This window comes from Streptomyces sp. NPDC046887 (genome assembly GCF_040644755.1).
GTDB classification, from domain to species: Bacteria; Actinomycetota; Actinomycetes; order Streptomycetales; family Streptomycetaceae; genus Streptomyces; species Streptomyces lichenis.
The window spans coordinates 194,678-213,374 of the sequence record NZ_JBEYXH010000004.1; the positions used below are offsets into that span (position 1 = coordinate 194,678).

The 18,697-nt window shown below is 73.4% G+C and carries 14 protein-coding genes; 9 read left to right on the forward strand and 5 right to left on the reverse strand.

The genetic code is table 11. The annotated features are described in order from the left end of the window. Nucleotides 1-371: 371 nt before the first annotated feature. The 6 genes from ABZ945_RS06870 (at nucleotide 372) to ABZ945_RS06895 (ending at nucleotide 8,563) form a co-directional block, all read left to right on the forward strand. A complete protein-coding gene (locus ABZ945_RS06870; protein ID WP_361265054.1) occupies nucleotides 372-2,210 on the forward strand; it encodes a methylmalonyl-CoA mutase family protein in 1,839 nt (612 codons plus the stop codon). Then, nucleotides 2,210-4,462 (forward strand): methylmalonyl-CoA mutase, encoded by a 2,253-nt coding sequence (scpA, locus tag ABZ945_RS06875; RefSeq protein WP_361265057.1) that lies wholly within the window; start codon nucleotides 2,210-2,212, stop codon nucleotides 4,460-4,462. Before ABZ945_RS06870 ends, scpA begins: the two co-directional genes overlap by 1 nt. Nucleotides 4,463-4,476: 14 nt before the next feature. Next, nucleotides 4,477-5,487, forward strand: a complete 1,011-nt coding sequence (gene meaB, locus ABZ945_RS06880) for a methylmalonyl Co-A mutase-associated GTPase MeaB (RefSeq protein WP_361265060.1) — start codon at nucleotides 4,477-4,479, stop codon at nucleotides 5,485-5,487. Nucleotides 5,488-5,613: 126 nt separating this feature from the next. After that, complete coding sequence (locus ABZ945_RS06885) at nucleotides 5,614-6,576, forward strand: hypothetical protein (protein WP_361265063.1); 963 nt, start codon at nucleotides 5,614-5,616, stop codon at nucleotides 6,574-6,576. Beyond that, nucleotides 6,573-7,901 carry a histidine kinase gene (locus ABZ945_RS06890; protein ID WP_361265067.1) on the forward strand — a complete coding sequence of 443 codons (1,329 nt, stop codon included), beginning with the start codon at nucleotides 6,573-6,575 and terminating at the stop codon, nucleotides 7,899-7,901. Before ABZ945_RS06885 ends, ABZ945_RS06890 begins: the two co-directional genes overlap by 4 nt. After that, nucleotides 7,898-8,563, forward strand: a complete 666-nt coding sequence (locus ABZ945_RS06895) for a response regulator transcription factor (protein WP_361265070.1) — start codon at nucleotides 7,898-7,900, stop codon at nucleotides 8,561-8,563. The genes ABZ945_RS06890 and ABZ945_RS06895 overlap by 4 nt, the downstream gene beginning before the upstream one ends. Before the next feature lie 63 nt (nucleotides 8,564-8,626). Here ABZ945_RS06895 and ABZ945_RS06900 read toward each other — a convergent pair whose 3' ends face one another. After that, on the reverse strand, nucleotides 8,627-10,291 hold the full coding sequence (locus ABZ945_RS06900) for an alpha/beta hydrolase (protein ID WP_361265073.1): 1,665 nt from the start codon (nucleotides 10,289-10,291) through the stop codon (nucleotides 8,627-8,629). Nucleotides 10,292-10,463: 172 nt separating this feature from the next. Further along, nucleotides 10,464-10,817, reverse strand: coding sequence for an ANTAR domain-containing protein (locus ABZ945_RS06905; RefSeq protein WP_361265288.1), 354 nt, complete (start codon nucleotides 10,815-10,817; stop codon nucleotides 10,464-10,466). A 159-nt stretch (nucleotides 10,818-10,976) separates the two neighbouring features. Here ABZ945_RS06905 and ABZ945_RS06910 point away from each other — a divergent pair, with 159 nt between their 5' ends. The 3 genes from ABZ945_RS06910 (at nucleotide 10,977) to ABZ945_RS06920 (ending at nucleotide 13,971) form a co-directional block, all read left to right on the forward strand. Further along, a complete protein-coding gene (locus tag ABZ945_RS06910) occupies nucleotides 10,977-11,471 on the forward strand; it encodes a hypothetical protein (protein ID WP_361265076.1) in 495 nt (164 codons plus the stop codon). A gap of 110 nt (nucleotides 11,472-11,581) precedes the next feature. Then, the gene (locus ABZ945_RS06915; protein WP_361265079.1) at nucleotides 11,582-11,992 is read left to right on the forward strand and encodes a hypothetical protein; all 411 of its coding nucleotides are present in this window, start codon (nucleotides 11,582-11,584) and stop codon (nucleotides 11,990-11,992) included. Between the two features lie 209 nt (nucleotides 11,993-12,201). Beyond that, a complete protein-coding gene (locus ABZ945_RS06920) occupies nucleotides 12,202-13,971 on the forward strand; it encodes a CDP-glycerol glycerophosphotransferase family protein (RefSeq protein ID WP_361265082.1) in 1,770 nt (589 codons plus the stop codon). Here ABZ945_RS06920 and ABZ945_RS06925 read toward each other — a convergent pair. The 3 genes from ABZ945_RS06925 to ABZ945_RS06935 form a co-directional block, all read right to left on the reverse strand. Continuing rightward, nucleotides 13,907-16,087, reverse strand: a complete 2,181-nt coding sequence (locus ABZ945_RS06925) for an NB-ARC domain-containing protein (RefSeq protein WP_361265085.1) — start codon at nucleotides 16,085-16,087, stop codon at nucleotides 13,907-13,909. The two genes, ABZ945_RS06920 and ABZ945_RS06925, sit on opposite strands and share 65 nt — an antisense overlap. Before the next feature lie 203 nt (nucleotides 16,088-16,290). Beyond that, nucleotides 16,291-17,502: an MBL fold metallo-hydrolase gene (locus ABZ945_RS06930; protein ID WP_361265088.1), complete on the reverse strand. Its 1,212-nt coding sequence runs from the start codon at nucleotides 17,500-17,502 to the stop codon at nucleotides 16,291-16,293. 292 nt (nucleotides 17,503-17,794) lie between these two features. Further along, nucleotides 17,795-18,589 carry an SGNH/GDSL hydrolase family protein gene (locus ABZ945_RS06935; protein ID WP_361265091.1) on the reverse strand — a complete coding sequence of 265 codons (795 nt, stop codon included), beginning with the start codon at nucleotides 18,587-18,589 and terminating at the stop codon, nucleotides 17,795-17,797. Between the last annotated feature and the right edge of the window lie 108 nt (nucleotides 18,590-18,697).

Genomic DNA, 18,697 nt, shown 5'->3' on the forward strand with positions numbered 1-18,697 from the left:
CGGAGCCGCCCCGCTCACCTTGCCCGCCCCGGGCAGACCGGCGCCAGGGCCGGTCGGCCCTACTCCCGACCCCCGGCCTCCCCGGCCCGCCACCCGGCTCCCGTCAAGCGGCCCGGACGGCCCCCGGACGGCCGCGCCCGGCCGGGTGCCCGCCCGACGGACGGACGTCCACCCCGCCCGACCACCGACCCGCGCCGGAAAACCGGCTGGTCAGCGGAGCCGACCACGGAACGGGCGGGCCTCCGGACCGGCCCGCCACCGCCCTCAGCCGGACAAACACCCCCTAGGTGGCACTGAGTGCCGCGACAAGAGAACAAGGTCACACTCGCGGCCCCTGCTGCACCTTTGTGCATCTGACCTAGCATCCGAGCATGACGGTCCTGCCTGACGACGGCCTTCCGCTGGCCGCCGAGTTCCCCGACGCGTCCCCCGAGCAGTGGCAGCGCCTGGTGGCGGGCGTCCTGCTGAAGTCGGGCAAGGACGTGCCCGCCGACCAGGCGGAGGACGCCCTGTCCACCCGGCTGGAGGACGGGCTCACCACCCGCCCGCTCTACACCGCGCGGGACTCCGCGCCCGACCCCGGGCTGCCCGGCTTCGCGCCGTTCGTCCGCGGCGGCCGGGTCGAGGGCGGCACGGTGGGCGGCTGGGACGTGCGCCAGCGGCACACCGCGGACGACGGCGCCGCGGTCCTGGCCGACCTGGAGAACGGTGTCACCTCGCTCTGGCTGGTCCTGGGCGAGGGCGGCATCCCGGTGGACCGGCTCGGCCGGGTGCTGGACGGCGTCTATCTGGACCTGGCGCCGATCGTGCTGGACGCCGGCGCCGAGACGCGGGCCGCGGCGGACGCGCTGCTGGCGCTGTACGAGGAGCGGGGCGTCGCCGACGAGGCGGTGCGCGGGAACCTCGGCGCCGACCCGCTCGGGTACGCGGCCCGTACCGGGCGGGCGCTGGACTTCGAGGCGGCGGCCGGCCTGGCGCGGCTGTGCGCCGAGCGCTTCGGCCGCACGGGCGCCGGGGGCGGGACGCTGCGGGCGCTGACCGTGGACGCCCTGCCGTACCACGAGGCGGGCGGTTCGGCGGCGCAGGAGCTGGGCTGCTCGCTGGCGACCGGGGTGGCGTACCTCCGGGAGCTGACCGGGGCCGGTCTGGGGGTCGCGGAGGCCTGCCGGCAGCTGGAGTTCCGGTACGCGGCCAGTGCCGACCAGTTCCTGACCATCGCCAAGCTCCGTGCGGCGCGCCGCCTCTGGGCCCGGGTGGCCGAGGTCTGCGGGGCTCCGGGGGCGGGTGCGCAGGTCCAGCACGCGGTGACCTCGCCGGTGATGATGACCCGTCGGGACCCGTGGGTGAACATGCTGCGGACCACGGTCGCCACGCTGGCGGCCGGGGTGGGCGGCGCCGACTCGGTCACCGTGCTCCCCTTCGACCACGCGCTCGGTCTCCCCGACGCCTTCGGGCGGCGGATCGCCCGTAACACCGCCACCATCCTGGTGGAGGAGTCGCATCTGGCGCGGGTGATCGACCCGGCCGGCGGCTCGTACTACGTGGAGCGGCTCACCGACGAACTGGCCGAGGCGGGCTGGGCGTTCTTCCAGGAGATCGAACGGGCCGGGGGCCAGGGCGCCGCCCTGCGCTCCGGGATGGTCGGCGAGCGGCTGGCCGCGACCTGGGCCGAGCGGAGCGCCAAGCTGGCCAAGCGGCGCGAACCGGTCACCGGGGTCAGCGAGTTCCCGTATCTGGCGGAGAAGCCGGTGGTCCGCGAGCCGGCGCCGCAGCTCCCGTCCGGCGGGCTGCCGCGGGTGCGGCGCGACGAGGCGTACGAGGCGCTGCGGGCCCGTTCCGACGCGCATCTGGCCGCCACCGGCGCCCGACCCCGGGTCTATCTGGCCGCCCTGGGCCCGGCCGCCGCGCACACCGCCCGGCTGACCTTCGCCGCCAACCTCTTCCAGGCCGGCGGCATCGAGCCGGTCACCGAGGGGACGTTCGCCGACAGCGGGGCGGCCGAGGCCTGCCTCTGCTCCAGCGACACGGTGTACGGAGAGCAGGCCGAGGCGGTCGCCGCGGAGCTGCGCGCGGCGGGCGCCGGACATGTGTTCCTGGCCGGCCGCCCGGCCTCGGAGCAGGGGTACCAGGGGATCGACAGCTATGTCTTCGCGGGCGGTGACGCCGTCGCGGTGCTCACCGCCGCCCTCGACCGTATGGGAGTGTCGTGATGGGTGACCGTCCGAGCGGAGGCGTCCCCGACTTCTCCGGGATCGAGCTGGGGTCGCCGTCCCCGGCCGCCGGCGCCGACGAGTGGCGTACGGCCGTCAAGCGGGCCGCCGGCGGGGACGATCTGCTCTGGGAGACCCCGGAGGGCATCGGGGTCAAGCCGCTGTACACCGGGCAGGACCTGGAGGGTCTGGACTTCCTGGACACCTTCCCGGGCATCGCCCCGTATCTGCGCGGGCCCTATCCGACGATGTACGTCAACCAGCCGTGGACCATCCGCCAGTACGCGGGCTTCTCCACGGCCGAGGAGTCCAACGCCTTCTACCGGCGCAACCTGGCGGCCGGGCAGAAGGGCCTGTCGGTCGCCTTCGACCTGCCCACCCACCGCGGCTACGACAGCGACCACCCGCGGGTGACCGGTGACGTCGGCATGGCGGGGGTGGCCATCGACTCCATCTACGACATGCGCCAGCTCTTCGACGGCATCCCGCTGGACCGGATGACGGTGTCGATGACGATGAACGGCGCGGTGCTGCCGGTGCTGGCGCTGTACATCGTGGCCGCCGAGGAGCAGGGCGTACCGCCGGAGAAGCTGGCCGGGACCATCCAGAACGACATCCTCAAGGAGTTCATGGTCCGCAACACGTACATCTATCCGCCGAAGCCCTCGATGCGGATCATCTCCGACATCTTCGCCTTCACCTCGCAGCGGATGCCGCGGTACAACTCGATCTCCATCTCGGGCTACCACATCCAGGAGGCCGGGGCGACGGCCGACCTGGAGCTGGCGTACACCCTGGCCGACGGGGTCGAGTACCTGCGGGCCGGCCGGGACGCCGGTCTGGACGTGGACGCGTTCGCCCCCCGGCTGTCGTTCTTCTGGGCGATCGGCATGAACTTCTTCATGGAGATCGCCAAGTTGCGGGCGGCCCGGCTGCTGTGGGCCAAGCTGGTGGCCCAGTTCGAGCCGAAGAACAGCAAGTCGCTGTCGCTGCGCACCCATTCGCAGACCTCCGGCTGGTCGCTGACCGCGCAGGACGTGTTCAACAACGTCACCCGGACGTGTGTGGAGGCGATGGCGGCCACCCAGGGCCACACCCAGTCGCTGCACACCAACGCGCTGGACGAGGCGCTGGCGCTGCCCACCGACTTCTCCGCGCGGATCGCCCGCAACACCCAGCTGCTGATCCAGCAGGAGTCGGGCACCTGCCGGACCATCGACCCGTGGGGCGGCAGCGCGTATGTGGAGCGGCTGACCTACGACCTGGCGCGCCGGGCCTGGCAGCACATCCAGGAGGTGGAGCGGGCCGGCGGCATGGCGCAGGCCATCGACGCGGGCATCCCCAAACTGCGGGTGGAGGAGGCCGCGGCCCGCACCCAGGCCCGGATCGACTCCGGGCGCCAGCCGGTGATCGGGGTCAACAAGTACCGGGTGGACACCGACGAGCAGATCGAGGTGCTCAAGGTCGACAACTCCTCGGTGCGCGAACGGCAGCTCGCCAAGCTGCGGCGGCTGCGCGAGGAGCGCGACGAGCGGGCCTGCCAGGACGCGCTGGACGCGCTGACCCGGGCGGCCGGCGGGGACGGCAACCTGCTGGAGCTGGCGGTGCACGCGGCCCGCGCCAAGGCCACCGTCGGGGAGATCTCGGACGCCCTGGAGAAGGTGTACGGGCGCCACGCCGGCCAGATCCGTACGATTTCCGGTGTGTACCGCAACGAAGCAGGCGAGTCCCCGTCCGTGGAGCGCACCCGCGCCCTGGTGGACGCCTTCGACGAGGAGGAGGGCCGCCGTCCCCGCATCCTGGTGGCCAAGATGGGCCAGGACGGCCATGACCGGGGCCAGAAGGTGATCGCCACCGCCTTCGCCGACCTGGGCTTCGACGTGGACGTCGGCCCGCTGTTCCAGACGCCCGCCGAGGTGGCCCGCCAGGCGGTGGAGGCGGATGTGCACATCGTGGGCGTCTCCTCGCTGGCCGCCGGGCACCTCACCCTCGTCCCGGCGCTGCGCGAGCAGCTGGCCGAGGAGGGGCGCGAGGACATCATGATCGTGGTCGGCGGGGTCATCCCGCCGCAGGATGTACCGACCCTGCTGGAGATGGGCGCGGCGGCGGTCTTCCCGCCGGGTACGGTCATCCCGGACGCGGCGTACGACCTGGTGCTCCGGCTGGCGGCCGACCTCGGCCACGGCGAGCTGGGCGCGGCCGGTTCCGGTGGTACCGGTTCGGCTGAGGCCGCCGCGGGGCAGGGCGACTGAGGGCCGGGGGCGGTATGGCGATCGATCTGGACGCGTACGTCAAGGGCGTGCTCGACGGCAAGCGGGCGCTGATCGCCCGCGCCATCACGCTGGTGGAGTCCACCCGCCCCCAGCACCGCGCGCTGGCACAGGAGTTGCTGACCGCACTGCTCCCGCACAGCGGCAGTGCCCGCCGGATCGGGATCAGCGGTGTGCCGGGCGTGGGCAAGTCGACGTTCATCGACGCGTTCGGCACCATGCTGACCGGTATGGGGCACCGGGTGGCGGTGCTGGCGGTCGACCCGTCCTCCACCCGGACCGGCGGCTCCATCCTGGGCGACAAGACCCGGATGGAGCGGCTGGCGGTGGACCCGGCCGCGTTCGTCCGCCCCTCCCCCACCTCCGGCACGCTCGGCGGGGTCGCCAAGGCCACCCGTGAGTCGATCGTGGTGATGGAGGCCGCCGGCTACGACGTGGTGCTGGTCGAGACGGTCGGCGTGGGCCAGTCCGAGACGGCCGTGGCCAACATGGTGGACGTCTTCCTGCTGCTCACCCTCGCCCGCACCGGGGACCAGCTCCAGGGCATCAAGAAGGGCGTGCTGGAGCTGGCGGATGTGATCGCCGTCAACAAGGCGGACGGCCCGCACGAGCGCGACGCCCAGACCGCCGCCCGCGAACTGGCGGGCGCCCTGCGGCTGATGCACGGCAAGGACGCCTTCTGGACGCCTCCGGTGCTCAGTTGCAGCGCCCGGGAGACCACCGGCCTGGACACCGTCTGGGACCGGCTGGAGCAGCACCGCACCCTGATGGACTCCACCGGCCGGCTGGCGGCCCGCCGCCGGGACCAGCAGGTCGACTGGACCTGGACCATGGTCCGCGACGAACTCCTCGGCCGGCTCCGCGCCGACCCGGCCGTCCGCGCCCTGGCACCCGAGCTGGAGCGGCGGGTCCGCGACGGCGAGCTGACGGCGACCCTGGCCGCCGAACGCATCCTCCGCGCCCTGAACGGCGGTTCGGGCGGCAGCTCGGGCGGTACGTCGCACTGACCGCGGGTGGCGAGGGCGGGCATGGTCCCCGGCTCCTCCCCCGGTCCGGGTTCCTCCCCCGCCCGGGGGAGGCGGATCGCTCTCGCGCGGGATGGCAGGGCCGGTGAGCGGCGGCAGGGTGGTGCCATGACCTCCGACGCCCTGTCCGCCGCCCACGCTCCGTCCAGAGGGCTGCCCGTGGTGCTGCGTACCGTGGCGATCGCCGCCTGTCTGCCCTACGTCGTGCTGAAGGTGGTGTGGATAGCGGACGGCAGGGTCGGCATCCCGGACGGCAGTGTGCTGCTGGAGCACCGGACGCTGCTGCTCGCCGCCAACACGGTCACCCTGCTGATGGACGCGACCGTGGTGGTGCTCGCCCTGCTGCTGACCCGCCCATGGGGGCTTCGGGTGAGACCGTGGCTGCTCACCCTCCCCGGCTGGGCGGCGACCGGTCTGCTGACCCCGATCATGGTGGGCTATCCCCTGCAACTCGCCTTCTCCGAGGCCGAGGGCGGCATCCGGGGTTCGCGGCCGTTCCTCGACGAGTGGGTCTTCGCCGTGGTCTACGGGGGCTTCATCGCCCAGGGCCTTGCCCTGGGCGGGCTGTTCCTGCTGTACACCGGGCGCCGCTGGGGCCATCTGTGGCGCGGGACGGTCGGCGGACTGCCCAGGGCGGCCACTCCCCCGTCCATCCGGATATGCGCGGTCGCCGGGGCGGTGACCGCCACCCTGGCCGGTGCCGCGCATCTGTCCTGGGCCCTGGGCTCCACGGTGGGTCTGACGGCCGACGAGATCGCCCGGCGCACCGCGGACTTCGGCGCGCTGCATGGATCACGGGCGGCGTTCGCCGCCGTGGCCGCGGTGAGCGTCCTGGTCCTCGTCTTCCGCCCGTTGCCGAGGCTGCCGCTGAAGCCGCTGCTGGGGGCCGCCTGGGTGGGCGCGAGCACCCTGGCGGCCTGGGGTGGATGGCTGCTGTTCGCGGCGCTGACACCCCTGGGCGGTGCCGAACCGCCCTCGGCGCTGACCGTGTCGGCCTACGCTGTGGAAATGATCTCCGGTCTGCTGCTGAGCTGCGTGCCGGCCCGTGTGCTGACGGCTCGGCGCCCATGACGAGCACCGCCACCACCGTCACCACCACCGGCGTCACCGCCCGGTCGGCGGCCCGGGCGCTGTTCGGGCGGCAGGCGCGGCTGCGCTGGGTCCATCTGGTGCTGGGTGGTGCCCTGCTGATGCCGTTCTGGTTGCTGGGCGTGGTGGTCATCGGCTCGGCGACCGACAGCCGCGACGCCCTGGAGGGCAACACCACCCTGCTGCTGGCGGCCTACGCGGCCGCCCTGCCGCTCATCGCGGTGGCGGGGCGGCTGCCCGTGGCCCGCCCGCTGTCGGTGGCCGCGGCCCGGTCCCTGTGCGGGCAGCCCGCCGAGCGGTTCGCCGACGGACCGGCCCGGGGCCGGTCCGAACGGGCGCGTACCGCCTGCTGGCTCACCCTGCATCTGGGCGTGGGTGCGGCGGTGGCGGGCGCCTCGCTGGCCGTGCCGCCGTTCGCGGTCGCCCTGATGGCTGCCGCCTTCCGCCCCGGGCTCCGCGCCTATCTGGCCGTTGACTCCCTCCCCGCGACGACCGTGCTGCTGCCGCTCCTCGGCGTGGCGTCGCTGATGGCGCTCGTGGCGGTGTCCGCGGCTGCCGGAGCCCTGCTCGCCCGGTGCGCGCCGCTGCTGCTCGGCCCGTCCCCGGCCGACCGGCTGGCGGCGGCCGAGCGGCGCGCCGCGGAGCTGGCCGAACGCAACCGCCTGGCGCGGGAGCTGCACGACTCGGTCGGCCATGCGCTGTCGGCGGTGACCCTTCAGGCGGGCGCCGCACGGCGGATGCTGGACGAGCGCCATCGGGACCTGGACTTCGTCACCCGGGCGCTGACGGCCATCGAGGAGACCACCCGCCGGACCGTGGGCGAATTGGACGCGGTGCTGGGCCTTTTGCGGCAGGACGACGGGGGGCCGCCCGGGCCGGAGGCTCTCGCGACGGCACCGACGCTGGCCTCCCTGGACACGCTGGTGGCGGCCGGGGGTGCCCCGGTGGACGTCCGGCTGGCCGGGGACCCGCTCGCGGTCCCGGCGCAGGTGTCCCGGGAGGCGTACCGGATCGTCCAGGAAGGGCTGGGCAACGCCCTGCGGCACGCCGGAGCGGTCCCGGTGGAGCTGCGGATCACCGCAGGCGACGGAGAAATGGAGATCACGATGGACAACCCGATGGCCGAACGGCGCCCTGCGCCGCGGGCCGCCCGGGCGGGAGGTGGTCGCGGTCTGCGCGGGATCGCCGAGCGTGCCGCGCTCTGGGGCGGCCGCATGGAGGCCGGCCCCCGTACCGCCGCCGGCGCCGGGTCGCCGCCGGGCTGGCGGCTCCATGTCGTCCTGCCGTACGGAGCGGGGACACGGTGAGCGGCGAGGGGGTGCGCATCGTCCTGGCCGACGACGAGCTGATGGTGCGTACGGCGCTGCGGGTCATCCTGGACACCGAGCCGGGGCTGAGCGTCGTCGGCGAGGCCTCCAGCGGCGACGAGGCCGTCACGGTGGTGCGTGAGCTGCGCCCCGACGTGGTGCTGATGGATGTGCGGATGCCGCGGGTGGACGGCATCCAGGCCACCGAGCTGATCCTGCGCGGGCCCGGCCCGCTGCCGCGGATCGTGGTCGTCACCACGTTCGAGAACGACGCCTATGTGTATGACGCGCTGCGCGCGGGCGCGGCCGGCTTCCTGCTGAAGCGGGTCGCCGCGGAGGAGCTGGTGCAGGCGGTGCGGCTGGTCGCGCGGAGTGACTCGCTGCTGTTCCCGGCGGCTGTGCGGTCGCTGGCCGCCGCGTACGGCGACCGGAGGGGGGCCGGCCCGCCGGCCGCCTGGATGGCACGGCTGACCGGGCGGGAGGCGGAGGTGCTGCGGTTGATGTCGACCGGGCTGAGCAACGGGGAGATAGCCCGGCGGATGGAGGTGAGCCCGGCGACCACCAAGACCCATGTGGCGGCCGTGCTGGCGAAGACCGGCGCCCGGGACCGTACCCAGGCGGTGATCGCCGCCTATGAGGCGGGATTCGTCCCGGTACGGTGAGCGGCCGGCGCCCTACCGCGAGGGCGCCGGCCGCTCTGTTCCCGCTATGCGATCAGACCTGGGTCAGCGCACCGCGGGCACGGCCGGCAGGTCGAGCGGCGCGGAGGCCGGGGCCGAGGCCTTACCCGCCGTGGCGCCCGGCGGGACCGGGGTGGCGTGCGGGGCGCAGGTCACATCACGGGCGTCGGTCTTGCCGGTGAGCAGATAGGCGTCGACCCGGGTGTTGACGCAGGGGTTCACCAGGCTGGTGACGCCGTGCGAGCCCGCGTCCTTCTCGGTGATCAGCCGCGAGCCGGCGAGCCGTCGGTGCAGCTCAACCGCGCCCTCGTACGGGGTGGCCGCGTCCCGCTCCGACTGCACGATCAGCACCGGCGGCAGCCCGCGCTTGGCGCCGACCTCGACCGGCTCGTGCTGCGTGGACTTCCAGGTGGCGCAGGGCAGGTTCATCCAGGCGTTGGACCAGGTGAGGAAGGGGTGGTCCTTGTGCAGCCGGGTGTTGTCCCGGTCCCAGCGCTTCCAGCTGGTGGGCCACTTGGCGTCCGCGCACTCGACGGCCGTGTAGACGGCGTTGCCGTTCTCGGCGGCGGCGTTGCCCGCGGTGTCGGACATGTCCGGGGCGATGGCGTCGACCAGGGCCTGGGTGTCCCCGGCGAGGTAGTCGCTGAACGTCTGGGCGACCGGCACCCAGGAGGAGTCGTAGTACGGGGCGCCCTGGAAGAAGCCGATGAGCTCGGCGGGGCCGACCACTCCGCCGATCGGCTTCGCCTTGGCGGTGGCCCGCAGTTCCTGGTACTTCGCCTCGACCTTGGCCGGGGTGTTCCCGATGCGGAAGACGGCGTCGTGCCGGGCGACCCAGGCCTTCCAGTCGTTCCAGCGGGTCTGGAAGGCGACGTCCTGGTCCAGGTTGGCCTGGTACCAGATCTTCTCCTTCGAGGGGTTCACCACGCTGTCCACGATCATGCGGCGGACATGGGTGGGGAAGAGGGTGGCGTAGACGCCGCCCAGGTAGGTGCCGTAGGAGACGCCCAGGTAGTTGAGCTTGCGCTCGCCGAGCGCCGCGCGGATGACATCGAGGTCGCGTGCGGTGTTCGGGGTGGTCATCTGCGGCAGCATCCAGCCGCTGCGCTCCTTGCAGCCGTCCGCGTACTCGGCCGCCAGCTTGCGCTGCGCCCGCTTGTCGGCCTCGCTGTCCGGCACCGGGTCGGCCTTGGGCGCCTTGACGAACTCCTGCGGGTCGATGCAGGAGATGGGCGTGGAGCGGCCCACCCCGCGCGGGTCGAAGCCGACGAAGTCATAGGCCTTGGCGGTGTTGGTCCACAGCGGGCTCTTGGTGGTGACCCGGCGCGGGAAGCGCAGTCCGGAGCCGCCGGGGCCGCCCGGGTTGTAGATGAGGGCGCCCTGGCGCTCGTCCTTGGTGCCGGTGCTGCCGATCCGGTCCACGGCGATGTCGATGGTCCGGCCGAGGGGCTTCGCGTAGTCGAGGGGGACCTTCACGAAGCCGCACTGGATGGGCTTCTCCAGGCCCCAGTCGGCCGGGCAGTCCTTCCAGTCGATCCCGGCGCGGGCCGCACGGGCCGCGGCGATCTTCACTCCCACGGCCTCCCGCGCCCCGTCGCCGGCGGACCGGGAGGCGGGAGCGGCGGTGGCCGACGGGGAGAGCAGCAGGCCGGCGGCGAGCGCCCCGGCGGCAAGAGTGGCGGCGCTGCCCAGCGCCGCGGTGCGTATCACGTGGTCGTTCCCCCTGCGTGAGGTCTGCCGCCGGCCGGCGGGGGCCGTGTCCGGCGGTGGGTCCGCGGCCCCGGCCGAGCTGGCCCGGCCGACCGCAGAGGGATCCTTTCGCCTACCCCGGACGCTCCGACAGTGCTCACTCACGGATTTTGCCAAGCCGATATTCGGACCATCATGTCCCGCTGACCGGTGTGTACGTGCCGGGCACCGCGGGACCGGCCGGTCCCGACGGCGGCCGACCGCTGTCCGGAGGCCGCCCCCGACGCTCCAGCGCGGCGTCCAGGCCGTGCTGGATCTCCGGCGGCAGCCACGCGCGGTGCGGCCACTGCACCAGGTACTCGGCGACCTCGCGCAGCTTGGTGTTGGTGTGCTGGGAGACCTCGCGGAGCACCTCCCACCCGGTGTCGGAACGCAGTCCGCCATAGGCCGGCACCACACCGATCGCCTGGTCGATCACGGCATGGGAGACGGCGGCGTACCGCAGCTGGGCGATCTCCTCCCGTAGGGCGGCGATCTCGCCGCTCAGGGGCGGGCAGGACTGCGCCCCAGGAGGCGAGCTTGTCGGCGATGGCCCCGACCACCCCGGGCTGCGCGTCGAGGCCTGCGCCGGCACCGCTGAGCGGCGCTGTCGCGGCGGCGGAAAAGGCCACCGACGCGGCGACGAAGTCACCTACCGTGAATGAGCATGGGGAACGTTTTCGAAGGCGGCGGACAGAGGCTGTACCTGTCCAACGGCGGCACCGCGGTGTTCGTCGACGTGCTGACGCTGGCGGTGTCCGATCTCGCCGACGCCGAGTGGGACTACCGCTTCGCCGCTCTGCTCGCCCTGCAGGACCAGCAGATGATGGGGCGCGGTGGCGTCGGCTTCGACCTGGAGGACGTCGAGTGGGGCGCGTCCGCGGCCGAGCGTGCCCGGTCGAAGGACTTCGTCCTGCGCTCCACCGCGCTGGCGCTGACCCGCCATCGGTGGGACGAGCTGGGCTACGAACCCCCCTTCGCCCCGGGCTATCTGCGGACGTTCGCCGCCATGGTCGAGTCCTTCGAACCGCCCGAGACCCCCTCCACCGAGGGGGTCTTCCCACCGCTGGAGGAACGCGCGGTGGCCTCCTGCGCCCGGCATCGGGTCCTCAGCGCGCTCCCGTACTGGGAGGGCTGCTTCCTCTGCCACCGTCCTGAGTGAGCCCGAGCAGTCGAACGGCTCCGGCCGGGGCGTCGAGATCCCCGCAACCCGCCCCTGATGGGCAGGCTGCTCCTAAGGTGGGTCCTACAGTCGACACGGGGAGCTCACCCATGGATCCGATTTCAGCGGCAGCGCTCGCGGCACTGGCGGGAGGCCTCGGCGGAGAGGCCGGCCGCCAGGCATGGCAGGGACTCACGACGCTCGTCCGGCGCCCCTTCCGCCGAGGGGAGGCCGGACCCGACGAGGCAGGCCCCGGCACCGGCGAGATCGAGGTGGCGTCCCTCCAGGAGGCGCCCGGGGAACCGATGCGGGCGCAGGCCCTGGTGACGGCGCTCGGTGTACGAGCGGCCCTGGACGCCGAGTTCGGTTCCGCGTTGGCCACCTGGTGGCGGGAGGCCCAAGCGGTCGACACCGGCGGCCAGGTGCACAACGAGATCAGCGGTGGGAGGCAGGAGACCGTGGTCCAGGGCCGGGACTTCTCGAACCTCACCTTCAACGTGCGGTCCGATCCGGCGAACTGAGAGGCGCTGGGTTCGAGAGGATTGATCAGGAACGTGATTCGCGATATGCAGACTGGCCGGGAGCCGGGAGCCGGGAGCCGGGAGCCGGGAGCCGGGAGCCGGGAGCCGGGAGCCGGGAGCCGGGAGCCGGGAGCCGGGAGCCGGGAGCCGGGAGCCCTCAGACTGTCTGACAGACTGTCGGAGTGCACCTGGTCGTGCGGAGGTGCCCGGTGGAGTCTGACAGGCGCGTTCTCGTCCCGGTCGGTCCGGACGCGCCTCGCTGGCGCACCTTCCGCACCGAACGCACCCTTGTGGTGGCGGCACGAACGGTCACGTCGCTGGTCCGGTTGCTCGACGTGGTGCCGGAGATCGTCCATGACGACGGCCGGGTCGCCGTGGTCTTCGCCTACGACCCGTCCTCCGCCTTCAACGACGGCGTGCTGGAGCTGCTGCGGTCCCTGCGATGCCGGACGATCCCCTGGGACCAACTGGGCGACGTCGCACCCGACCTGCTGATCTCGGCCAGTGAGAACATCGGCGCCCCGGAGGGCACATACCCGGTGCTGGTGCTGCCGCACGGAGTGGGGTTCCAGAAGCTCGTACCGGACTCCGCCGGTTTCGGCACACGGTTGTCCGGGCTGGTCGCGGACGAACTGCTGAGACGCCGGCGGGCCTGGCTGGCGGTGTCGCACCCGGACCAGGAGCGGCAACTGGCCGCCGCACGACCGGACACCGCCGGCCGCACCGTGCTGATCGGCGACCCCTGCTTCGACCGGTTGCGGGCCAGTACGCACTGGAGGCAGCGCTACCGCTCCGCGCTCGGCGTCCGTCCGGAGCAGCGCCTGATCATGGTGACCTCCACCTGGGGCAGCGAGTCGCTGATCGCGAGCACTCCCGACCTGCCCCACCGGCTGCTGTCGCAACTCCCCGTCGACGAGGCACGGGTGGCGCTGGTCCTGCACCCGAATGTCTGGTCCGGGCACGGCGCCTGGCAGATACGGGCGATGCAGCGCTCCGCCATGGAGGCGGGCCTGCTGCTGATCGATCCGACGGACGGCTGGCAGCAGACGCTGACGGCCGCGGACCTGGTCATCGGGGACAACGGCTCGGTGACCCTGTACGCCGCGGCGCTCGACAAGCCGGTTCTTCTCGCCGCGTTCGGCTCGGAGGCCGTTCCGGGGACCGCCGGCTTCGCGCTCCGTTCCGCGGCCGGCTGGCTCGACGCGGACGCGCCACTGGAGGCCCAGGTCCAGGAGGCGGAGGAGAAGCACCGAGCGGGACAGTTCGCGGCCATCGGTGAGCGCGCGTTCGCCGAACCGGGCGTCGCCATGCCGCGTCTTCGCCGTCTCGTCTACGACCTGCTCGACCTGGCCCCGCCGAAGGAGCCGGCCCGCGAGCGCGGCGCCCGGGCCTTTGGTCCCCCCACCGCGAAGGCGGAGCGCCTGACCGCCACCCTGGTGGAGACCTCCGTGCAGGAGGGTCCCGATGGGCGGCTGCGGGTGGAGGTGCGGCGCTTCCCCGCCTCCGTGGGCCGGGAGGGACAGGAGGGCGAAGGACGGTACTGGCACCTCGCCTGCGACCTGGACGAGCCGGACACCCGTCTCAGCGAGGGCGCGTCCGTCCTGCTGCACACCTCGCCGGCGGTGACGCCGGACGGTGCCGCCGACCTGCTCCACCGCACCTTCGCCGACTTCCCGGGGGTCCGTGTCGCGGCCGCGGCCGTCGGCGGCCTCTGCCTGCTCCGCTTGAAGGACCAGCGGATCGTGGCGGCGCGGCCCGCCGACGGGAGCAGCCCGGATCTGGCGGCCGCGGCGGCCGCGGTGTACGGCCTCCTTCGGTACGGTGTGGAACCGGATGGCGCCAGGGTGGCCGTGCGGCACGGGAGGCGATGGCAGGAGCTGTCCCTGACCCTGCGTACGACGCCGCCTTCACCGGTCAACCGGCCAGGCGTGCCCGGACGTCGGCGGCCCGGGGACTCCCCAGCTTCTCGTACAGGCTGAGCGCCTCCCGGAGGTGGTCCTGCGCCCGGTCTGCCCGCTCCTGGAGCTCCGCCAGATCGACCAGGGCCTGCGCCTGGTACTCCAGAGCCTCCTGCTTGCCCAGTTCGGCCGCCGCTTCGGCCAGTGCGTCCCGTGCTTCCTCCCGCTGACCGAGGCGTCCGCGGATGCGCCCGGCATCGGCCAGCGCACGGGCTGCCATGCGCCGGTCCTCCAGGGAGAGGAACCTGCGGCGGGCCTCGCTCACCGTTTCCAGCGCGGTTCCGTGATCGCCTGTCGCGCTGAGCGCGCAGCCGAGGAAGTAGGCGGCCAGGACCTCGCCCCGTACCTCTCCGGCCTCGGCGTTGAGGGACAGCGACAACCGGTAGGCCGCCACCGCGAGCTCGGGATCATGCCGACTCCAGTACCGCCCGAGGAACTCCTGCACCGATGCCTGGAGGACCAGGTGCCCGGACTCGACGGCGAGCCGCTCGGCGGCTTCCAGATGGGAGTACGCGGGCTCGTCCTGGTCGAAGTCGAGCAAGGGCCGGGAGAGCAGGCTCCGCAGCCGCGCCTCCGCTGCCGGATGGCGGTCCTGGGCCGCCGCCTCGATGCCCAGTTCGAGGGACTCGCGCCAGTCGGCGACGTGCCGGTGGTGCAGGAAGAGCACGGTCAGCACTTCCGCGAGTTGCCAGGCCTGCCGGTACAGGCCGAAACGGACCGCCGCCCGCAGAACCGCCATAAGGTTCGGGCGTTCCGCCACCAGCCAGCTGATCGCTTCCGCCTTCGGGCTGTCCCCTTGCTCGAACGGGCTGGTGCCCCGCTCCCGTTCCGGAGCACCGAGGACTTCGGCGACGTCGACGATGCGCAGACGGTCTTCCCGGATGGCGAGGTCGGCGAGCAGGGTGAGGGCCAGGTAGTGGCCGGCCGCCCGCTGGACGACGCGCCGTTCGAAGTCGGCGGGCTCGCTCTCCTCGGCGGCGGCACGGGCGTGCCGTGCGACGAGGGTGTGGAGCCGGTGCCGGCCGTCGTCGGTGGCGGTGAGCAGACCGGCCTCGTGCAGCACGTCCATGTGCCGCCGGACCTCCTGCCGCTCCTGCCGGGCGGCGACAGCCGCCAGTCCGGTGTCGAAGGTCCGCACCGGGAGACAGCCCAGAACGCGGTAGAGCCTGGCCGCTCCCGCGAGCAGCTCCCGGTACACGAGGTCGAGGGCTGCCATGGCGCCGTGCTCCTCGGGTTCGGCGGACTCGGACGCCCGGCTCGGCCTGCCGTGCTCGTCGGCCAGTTCGTCGACCAGCTCCCGGACGGTCAGGCTCCGGTGGGTCATCAGCCGCGCCGCCACGATCCGCAGGGCGATGGGCAGGCCTTCGCACCGCCGGGCCAGGGCGACGACGGCCTCCTGGTCGCTGCCGAGTCTCTCCGTACCGCAGAGCGCCACGAGCAACCGGACGGAACTCTCGTCGTCCAGGACGCCGAGCGGGAGCAGTTCGGCGCCGTCCAGGGCGAGTTCACCCAGTCGTGAGGTGCTGGTCGCGAGTACGGCGCTGCCCGGCCCGTGCGGGAGGAGCGCGGTGACCTGTGCGGCCCGGCTGACGTCGTCCAGCACCACCAGCAGCCGCTTCTCCGAGGACAGGCTGCGGTAGCGGGCGGCACGTTCGGAGAGCAACGGGGGGATGACGGTGTTCTCTCCGCCCAACGCGCGCAGGAACATGGCCAGCGCGTCCGAGACACCGGCCTCGGCTCCGTTGCGCACGGTGGCGAAGTCCACGAACAACTGGCCGTCGGGGAAGTGCCCGCGGCTGCGGTAGGCCACCTGGGAGGCCGTCGCCGTCTTGCCGACACCGGGCAGACCGCTGATCACGCCGATGGGGCAGGCGTACTCCCCCTCAGCCGTTCCCGAACGGAATAAGGCGTCGACGCGGCGGAGCGTGCCCTCGTGGTTGATGTACTGACGCGGGGGCCGGGGTACCTGGTTCGGCTTTCCATCGCTCGTACCCGACGCGTTGGTGAGGTGGTAGTTGAAGGCGATGTCGCCGTGGACGGCGCCCGCCATGACCACCGGTCCGTGAACGGTGCCCCCGGCCATGCTGTTGCGCACCGCCGGTCGCACGGAGGATTCCGGGCCGTCTGCCGCGCTCATGGGTAACCGCCTCCGCCCTCGCACCCGCCCACCGCTCCGCGGCCGGTGCCTCCCGATCGACCGAAGGCCACCGTACTGGACACCAGGCGGGCACGGGAGTGGCTCCGCCACGCCGCGGAGCCGTGCTCCCCGGAGCCGGCCACCGGTCCCGCGTGGCGGCCTCTTCCGAGCAGCCGATCATGCGAGGCCGTCGCGCACGCGGATCACCCGACTTCCGTCCTCCCGGCGCTCGGCTCCCCTTCGAGAGACACCACGGGCATGTCCTGGCGACCCCGCCACGGCCGCGCGATCGGATGGGACACCGCCTGCCACCACGGCTCCACGGGCACCGTCCCGCCGGGCTCGAACGGCTCGCCGGGGCGGGGGGCCGCCACGGTCTGGCCGGCCTCCTCCCCCGCGTCCCTCGTCCACTCCGCCGGCTCCGCCCAGGGGTGCGGGGCCAGGTTGAAGGTGCCCCAGTGGATCGGCAGCAGCACCCCGGCGGGGGCGGCCCCTTGGAGGTCCAGGTGGGCGCGAAGGCCCTCGGCGGGGGTCATATGGATGTCGGGCCAGAAGTCGCTGTAGGCGCCGAGCTGGATCATGGTGACGTCGAAGGGGCCGTGCGCGGCGCCGATCTCGCGGAAGCCCTCGAAGTAGCCGGTGTCGCCGCTGTGGAAGATCCGGTGCTCGGGGCCGGCCAGCGACCAGGACGCCCACAGGGTGTGCTGCCGGTTGCGCAGTCCCCGCCCGCAGAAGTGGCGGGCCGGGGTGGCGGTGAGCCGGACCCCGCCGACCTCGGTCGACTCGTGCCAGTCCAGCTCGCGCAGACGGGAGACGGGCACGCCCCAGTGCTCCAGGTGGGCACCGACGCCCAGCGGCACCGCGAAGAGGGTGTCGGTGGTGGCGAGGGCCCGGATGGTGGGCAGGTCCAGGTGGTCGTAGTGGTCATGGGAGATCACCACGACATCCACCGGGCCGAGCGCGGCGAGCGGCAGCGGCACCGGGTGCAGGCGCTTGGGCCCGGCGAAGGAGAAGGGGGAGCACCGCTCGCCCCAGACCGGGTCGAACAGGACCCGGACGCCGTCGATCTCGGCGAGCACGCTGGAGTGGCCGAGCCAGGTGATGCGCAGGCCGGTGGCCGCTGGCCGGGCGAGGTCCGCGACGGTGGTGGGGTGCACGGGGATCCGCCCGGCCGGGGCCCGGCGGGCCTTCGACTCCTTCTCGAAGTACGTCCGGGCGAACTCCAGGGACGAGCCCGAGGGCCGGTGGCGGGTGCCCACCGGGTTCCGGAACACGCCGTCCGCGAAGTTCGGCGAGGCCTGGACGCGTGCCCAGCGCTCCCCGCCGGCGTCCGCGCCGAAGGCGGCCGGGCGTATCGCGCGAAGCCGGGCGCGCGGCGGGAGGGGGGACCCCGGGCGGGGCAGGGAGCCGGTCACAGGACCTCCACGGGTGAGGGGCTTTCCATTATGGGAGGCGGCTCTGACAGCGGGCAGGCGGCACCCTCGGCGAGGGCGGCCCCGGGCGGCCCGGCCCCGGAAACGCAGGTCCCGGCCTCAGGGCCGCAGCCCGGCCCCGGAAACGCAGCCCCAGCCCGGCACCGCAGCCCCCAGGGCCGTAGCCCGGAAACACAGGCCCCAGCCCAGGGCCGCAGCCCGGCACCACAGCCCCCAGCCCCCAGGGCCGTAGCCCGGCACCGCAGACCCCAGCCCAGGGCCGCCGCCCCCCGCCTCAGAGCGGCAGCAGGTCGGGGCGCTTCGCGGAGACGTGGTCGCCGGAGGACTGGCCGCGCAGCCGGCGGCCGATCCAGGGGACGAGGTACTCGCGGGCCCAGTTGATGTCGTCCCGGCGGCCCTCCAGGGTGCGGCGCGGAGGGAGCGGCGGCCAGGGCTGGTCCGGGTCGGCGGGGACCGGCAGGCCGAGCACCTGCCCGGCGCGCAGGGCGACCCGGGTGTGACCCTCGGGCGACAGATGGAGCCGGTCCAGGTCCCAGGCCCGCCGGTCCTGCACGGTGCGCAGTGACCACAGGTCCAGCACCGGGCAGCCGTACCGGTCGGCGATCGCCCGGACATGGCCGTTGTAGGTGGCGATCTTGCCGCGCAGATGGCGCAGTACCGGGACGCCCCGGGTGTCGAAGCCCGTCGTCACCAGGACCGTGCCGACCACCGGGGCCAGCGCGGCGACCGCCCGCTCGAAGCGTTCGGCCACATCGTCCGGATCGCTGCCGGGGCGGATGATGTCGTTGCCGCCGGCGCAGAAGGTCACCAGGTCGGGGGCGAGTTCCCGGGCTCGGGGGATCTGCTCGGCCACCACCTGGTCGAGCAGCCGTCCGCGTACGGCGAGGTTGGCGTACCGGAACGACTCGGGTTCCGGCAGCCGGTCCGCGAGGAGCACCGCGAGGCGGTCCGCCCAGCCGACGAAGGCCCCACCGGGCCCCGGGTCCCCGACGCCCTCGGTGAAACTGTCACCGATCGCCGCGTACGACCCGCATACGTCACGTTCACTGAAGGTCGAATGGTCTGCCACGGCAGGTCATCCTTCTACGCGGGATGTGACCTACGCGACCGTAAGGAGGGGTTGACGGGGCGTGATGTTTGCCACCGGTCAATTTTCCCCCAAGCGCGGAATAAGCGG

Coding starts and splice junctions, on each gene's coding strand:
- ABZ945_RS06870 (WP_361265054.1), top strand. CDS start 372: ATGACGGTCCTGCCTGACGACGGCCTTCCGCTGGCCGCCGAGTTCCCC.
- scpA (WP_361265057.1), top strand. CDS start 2,210: ATGGGTGACCGTCCGAGCGGAGGCGTCCCCGACTTCTCCGGGATCGAG.
- meaB (WP_361265060.1), top strand. CDS start 4,477: ATGGCGATCGATCTGGACGCGTACGTCAAGGGCGTGCTCGACGGCAAG.
- ABZ945_RS06885 (WP_361265063.1), top strand. CDS start 5,614: ATGACCTCCGACGCCCTGTCCGCCGCCCACGCTCCGTCCAGAGGGCTG.
- ABZ945_RS06890 (WP_361265067.1), top strand. CDS start 6,573: ATGACGAGCACCGCCACCACCGTCACCACCACCGGCGTCACCGCCCGG.
- ABZ945_RS06910 (WP_361265076.1), top strand. CDS start 10,977: ATGGGGAACGTTTTCGAAGGCGGCGGACAGAGGCTGTACCTGTCCAAC.
- ABZ945_RS06915 (WP_361265079.1), top strand. CDS start 11,582: ATGGATCCGATTTCAGCGGCAGCGCTCGCGGCACTGGCGGGAGGCCTC.
- ABZ945_RS06925 (WP_361265085.1), bottom strand. CDS start 16,087: ATGAGCGCGGCAGACGGCCCGGAATCCTCCGTGCGACCGGCGGTGCGC.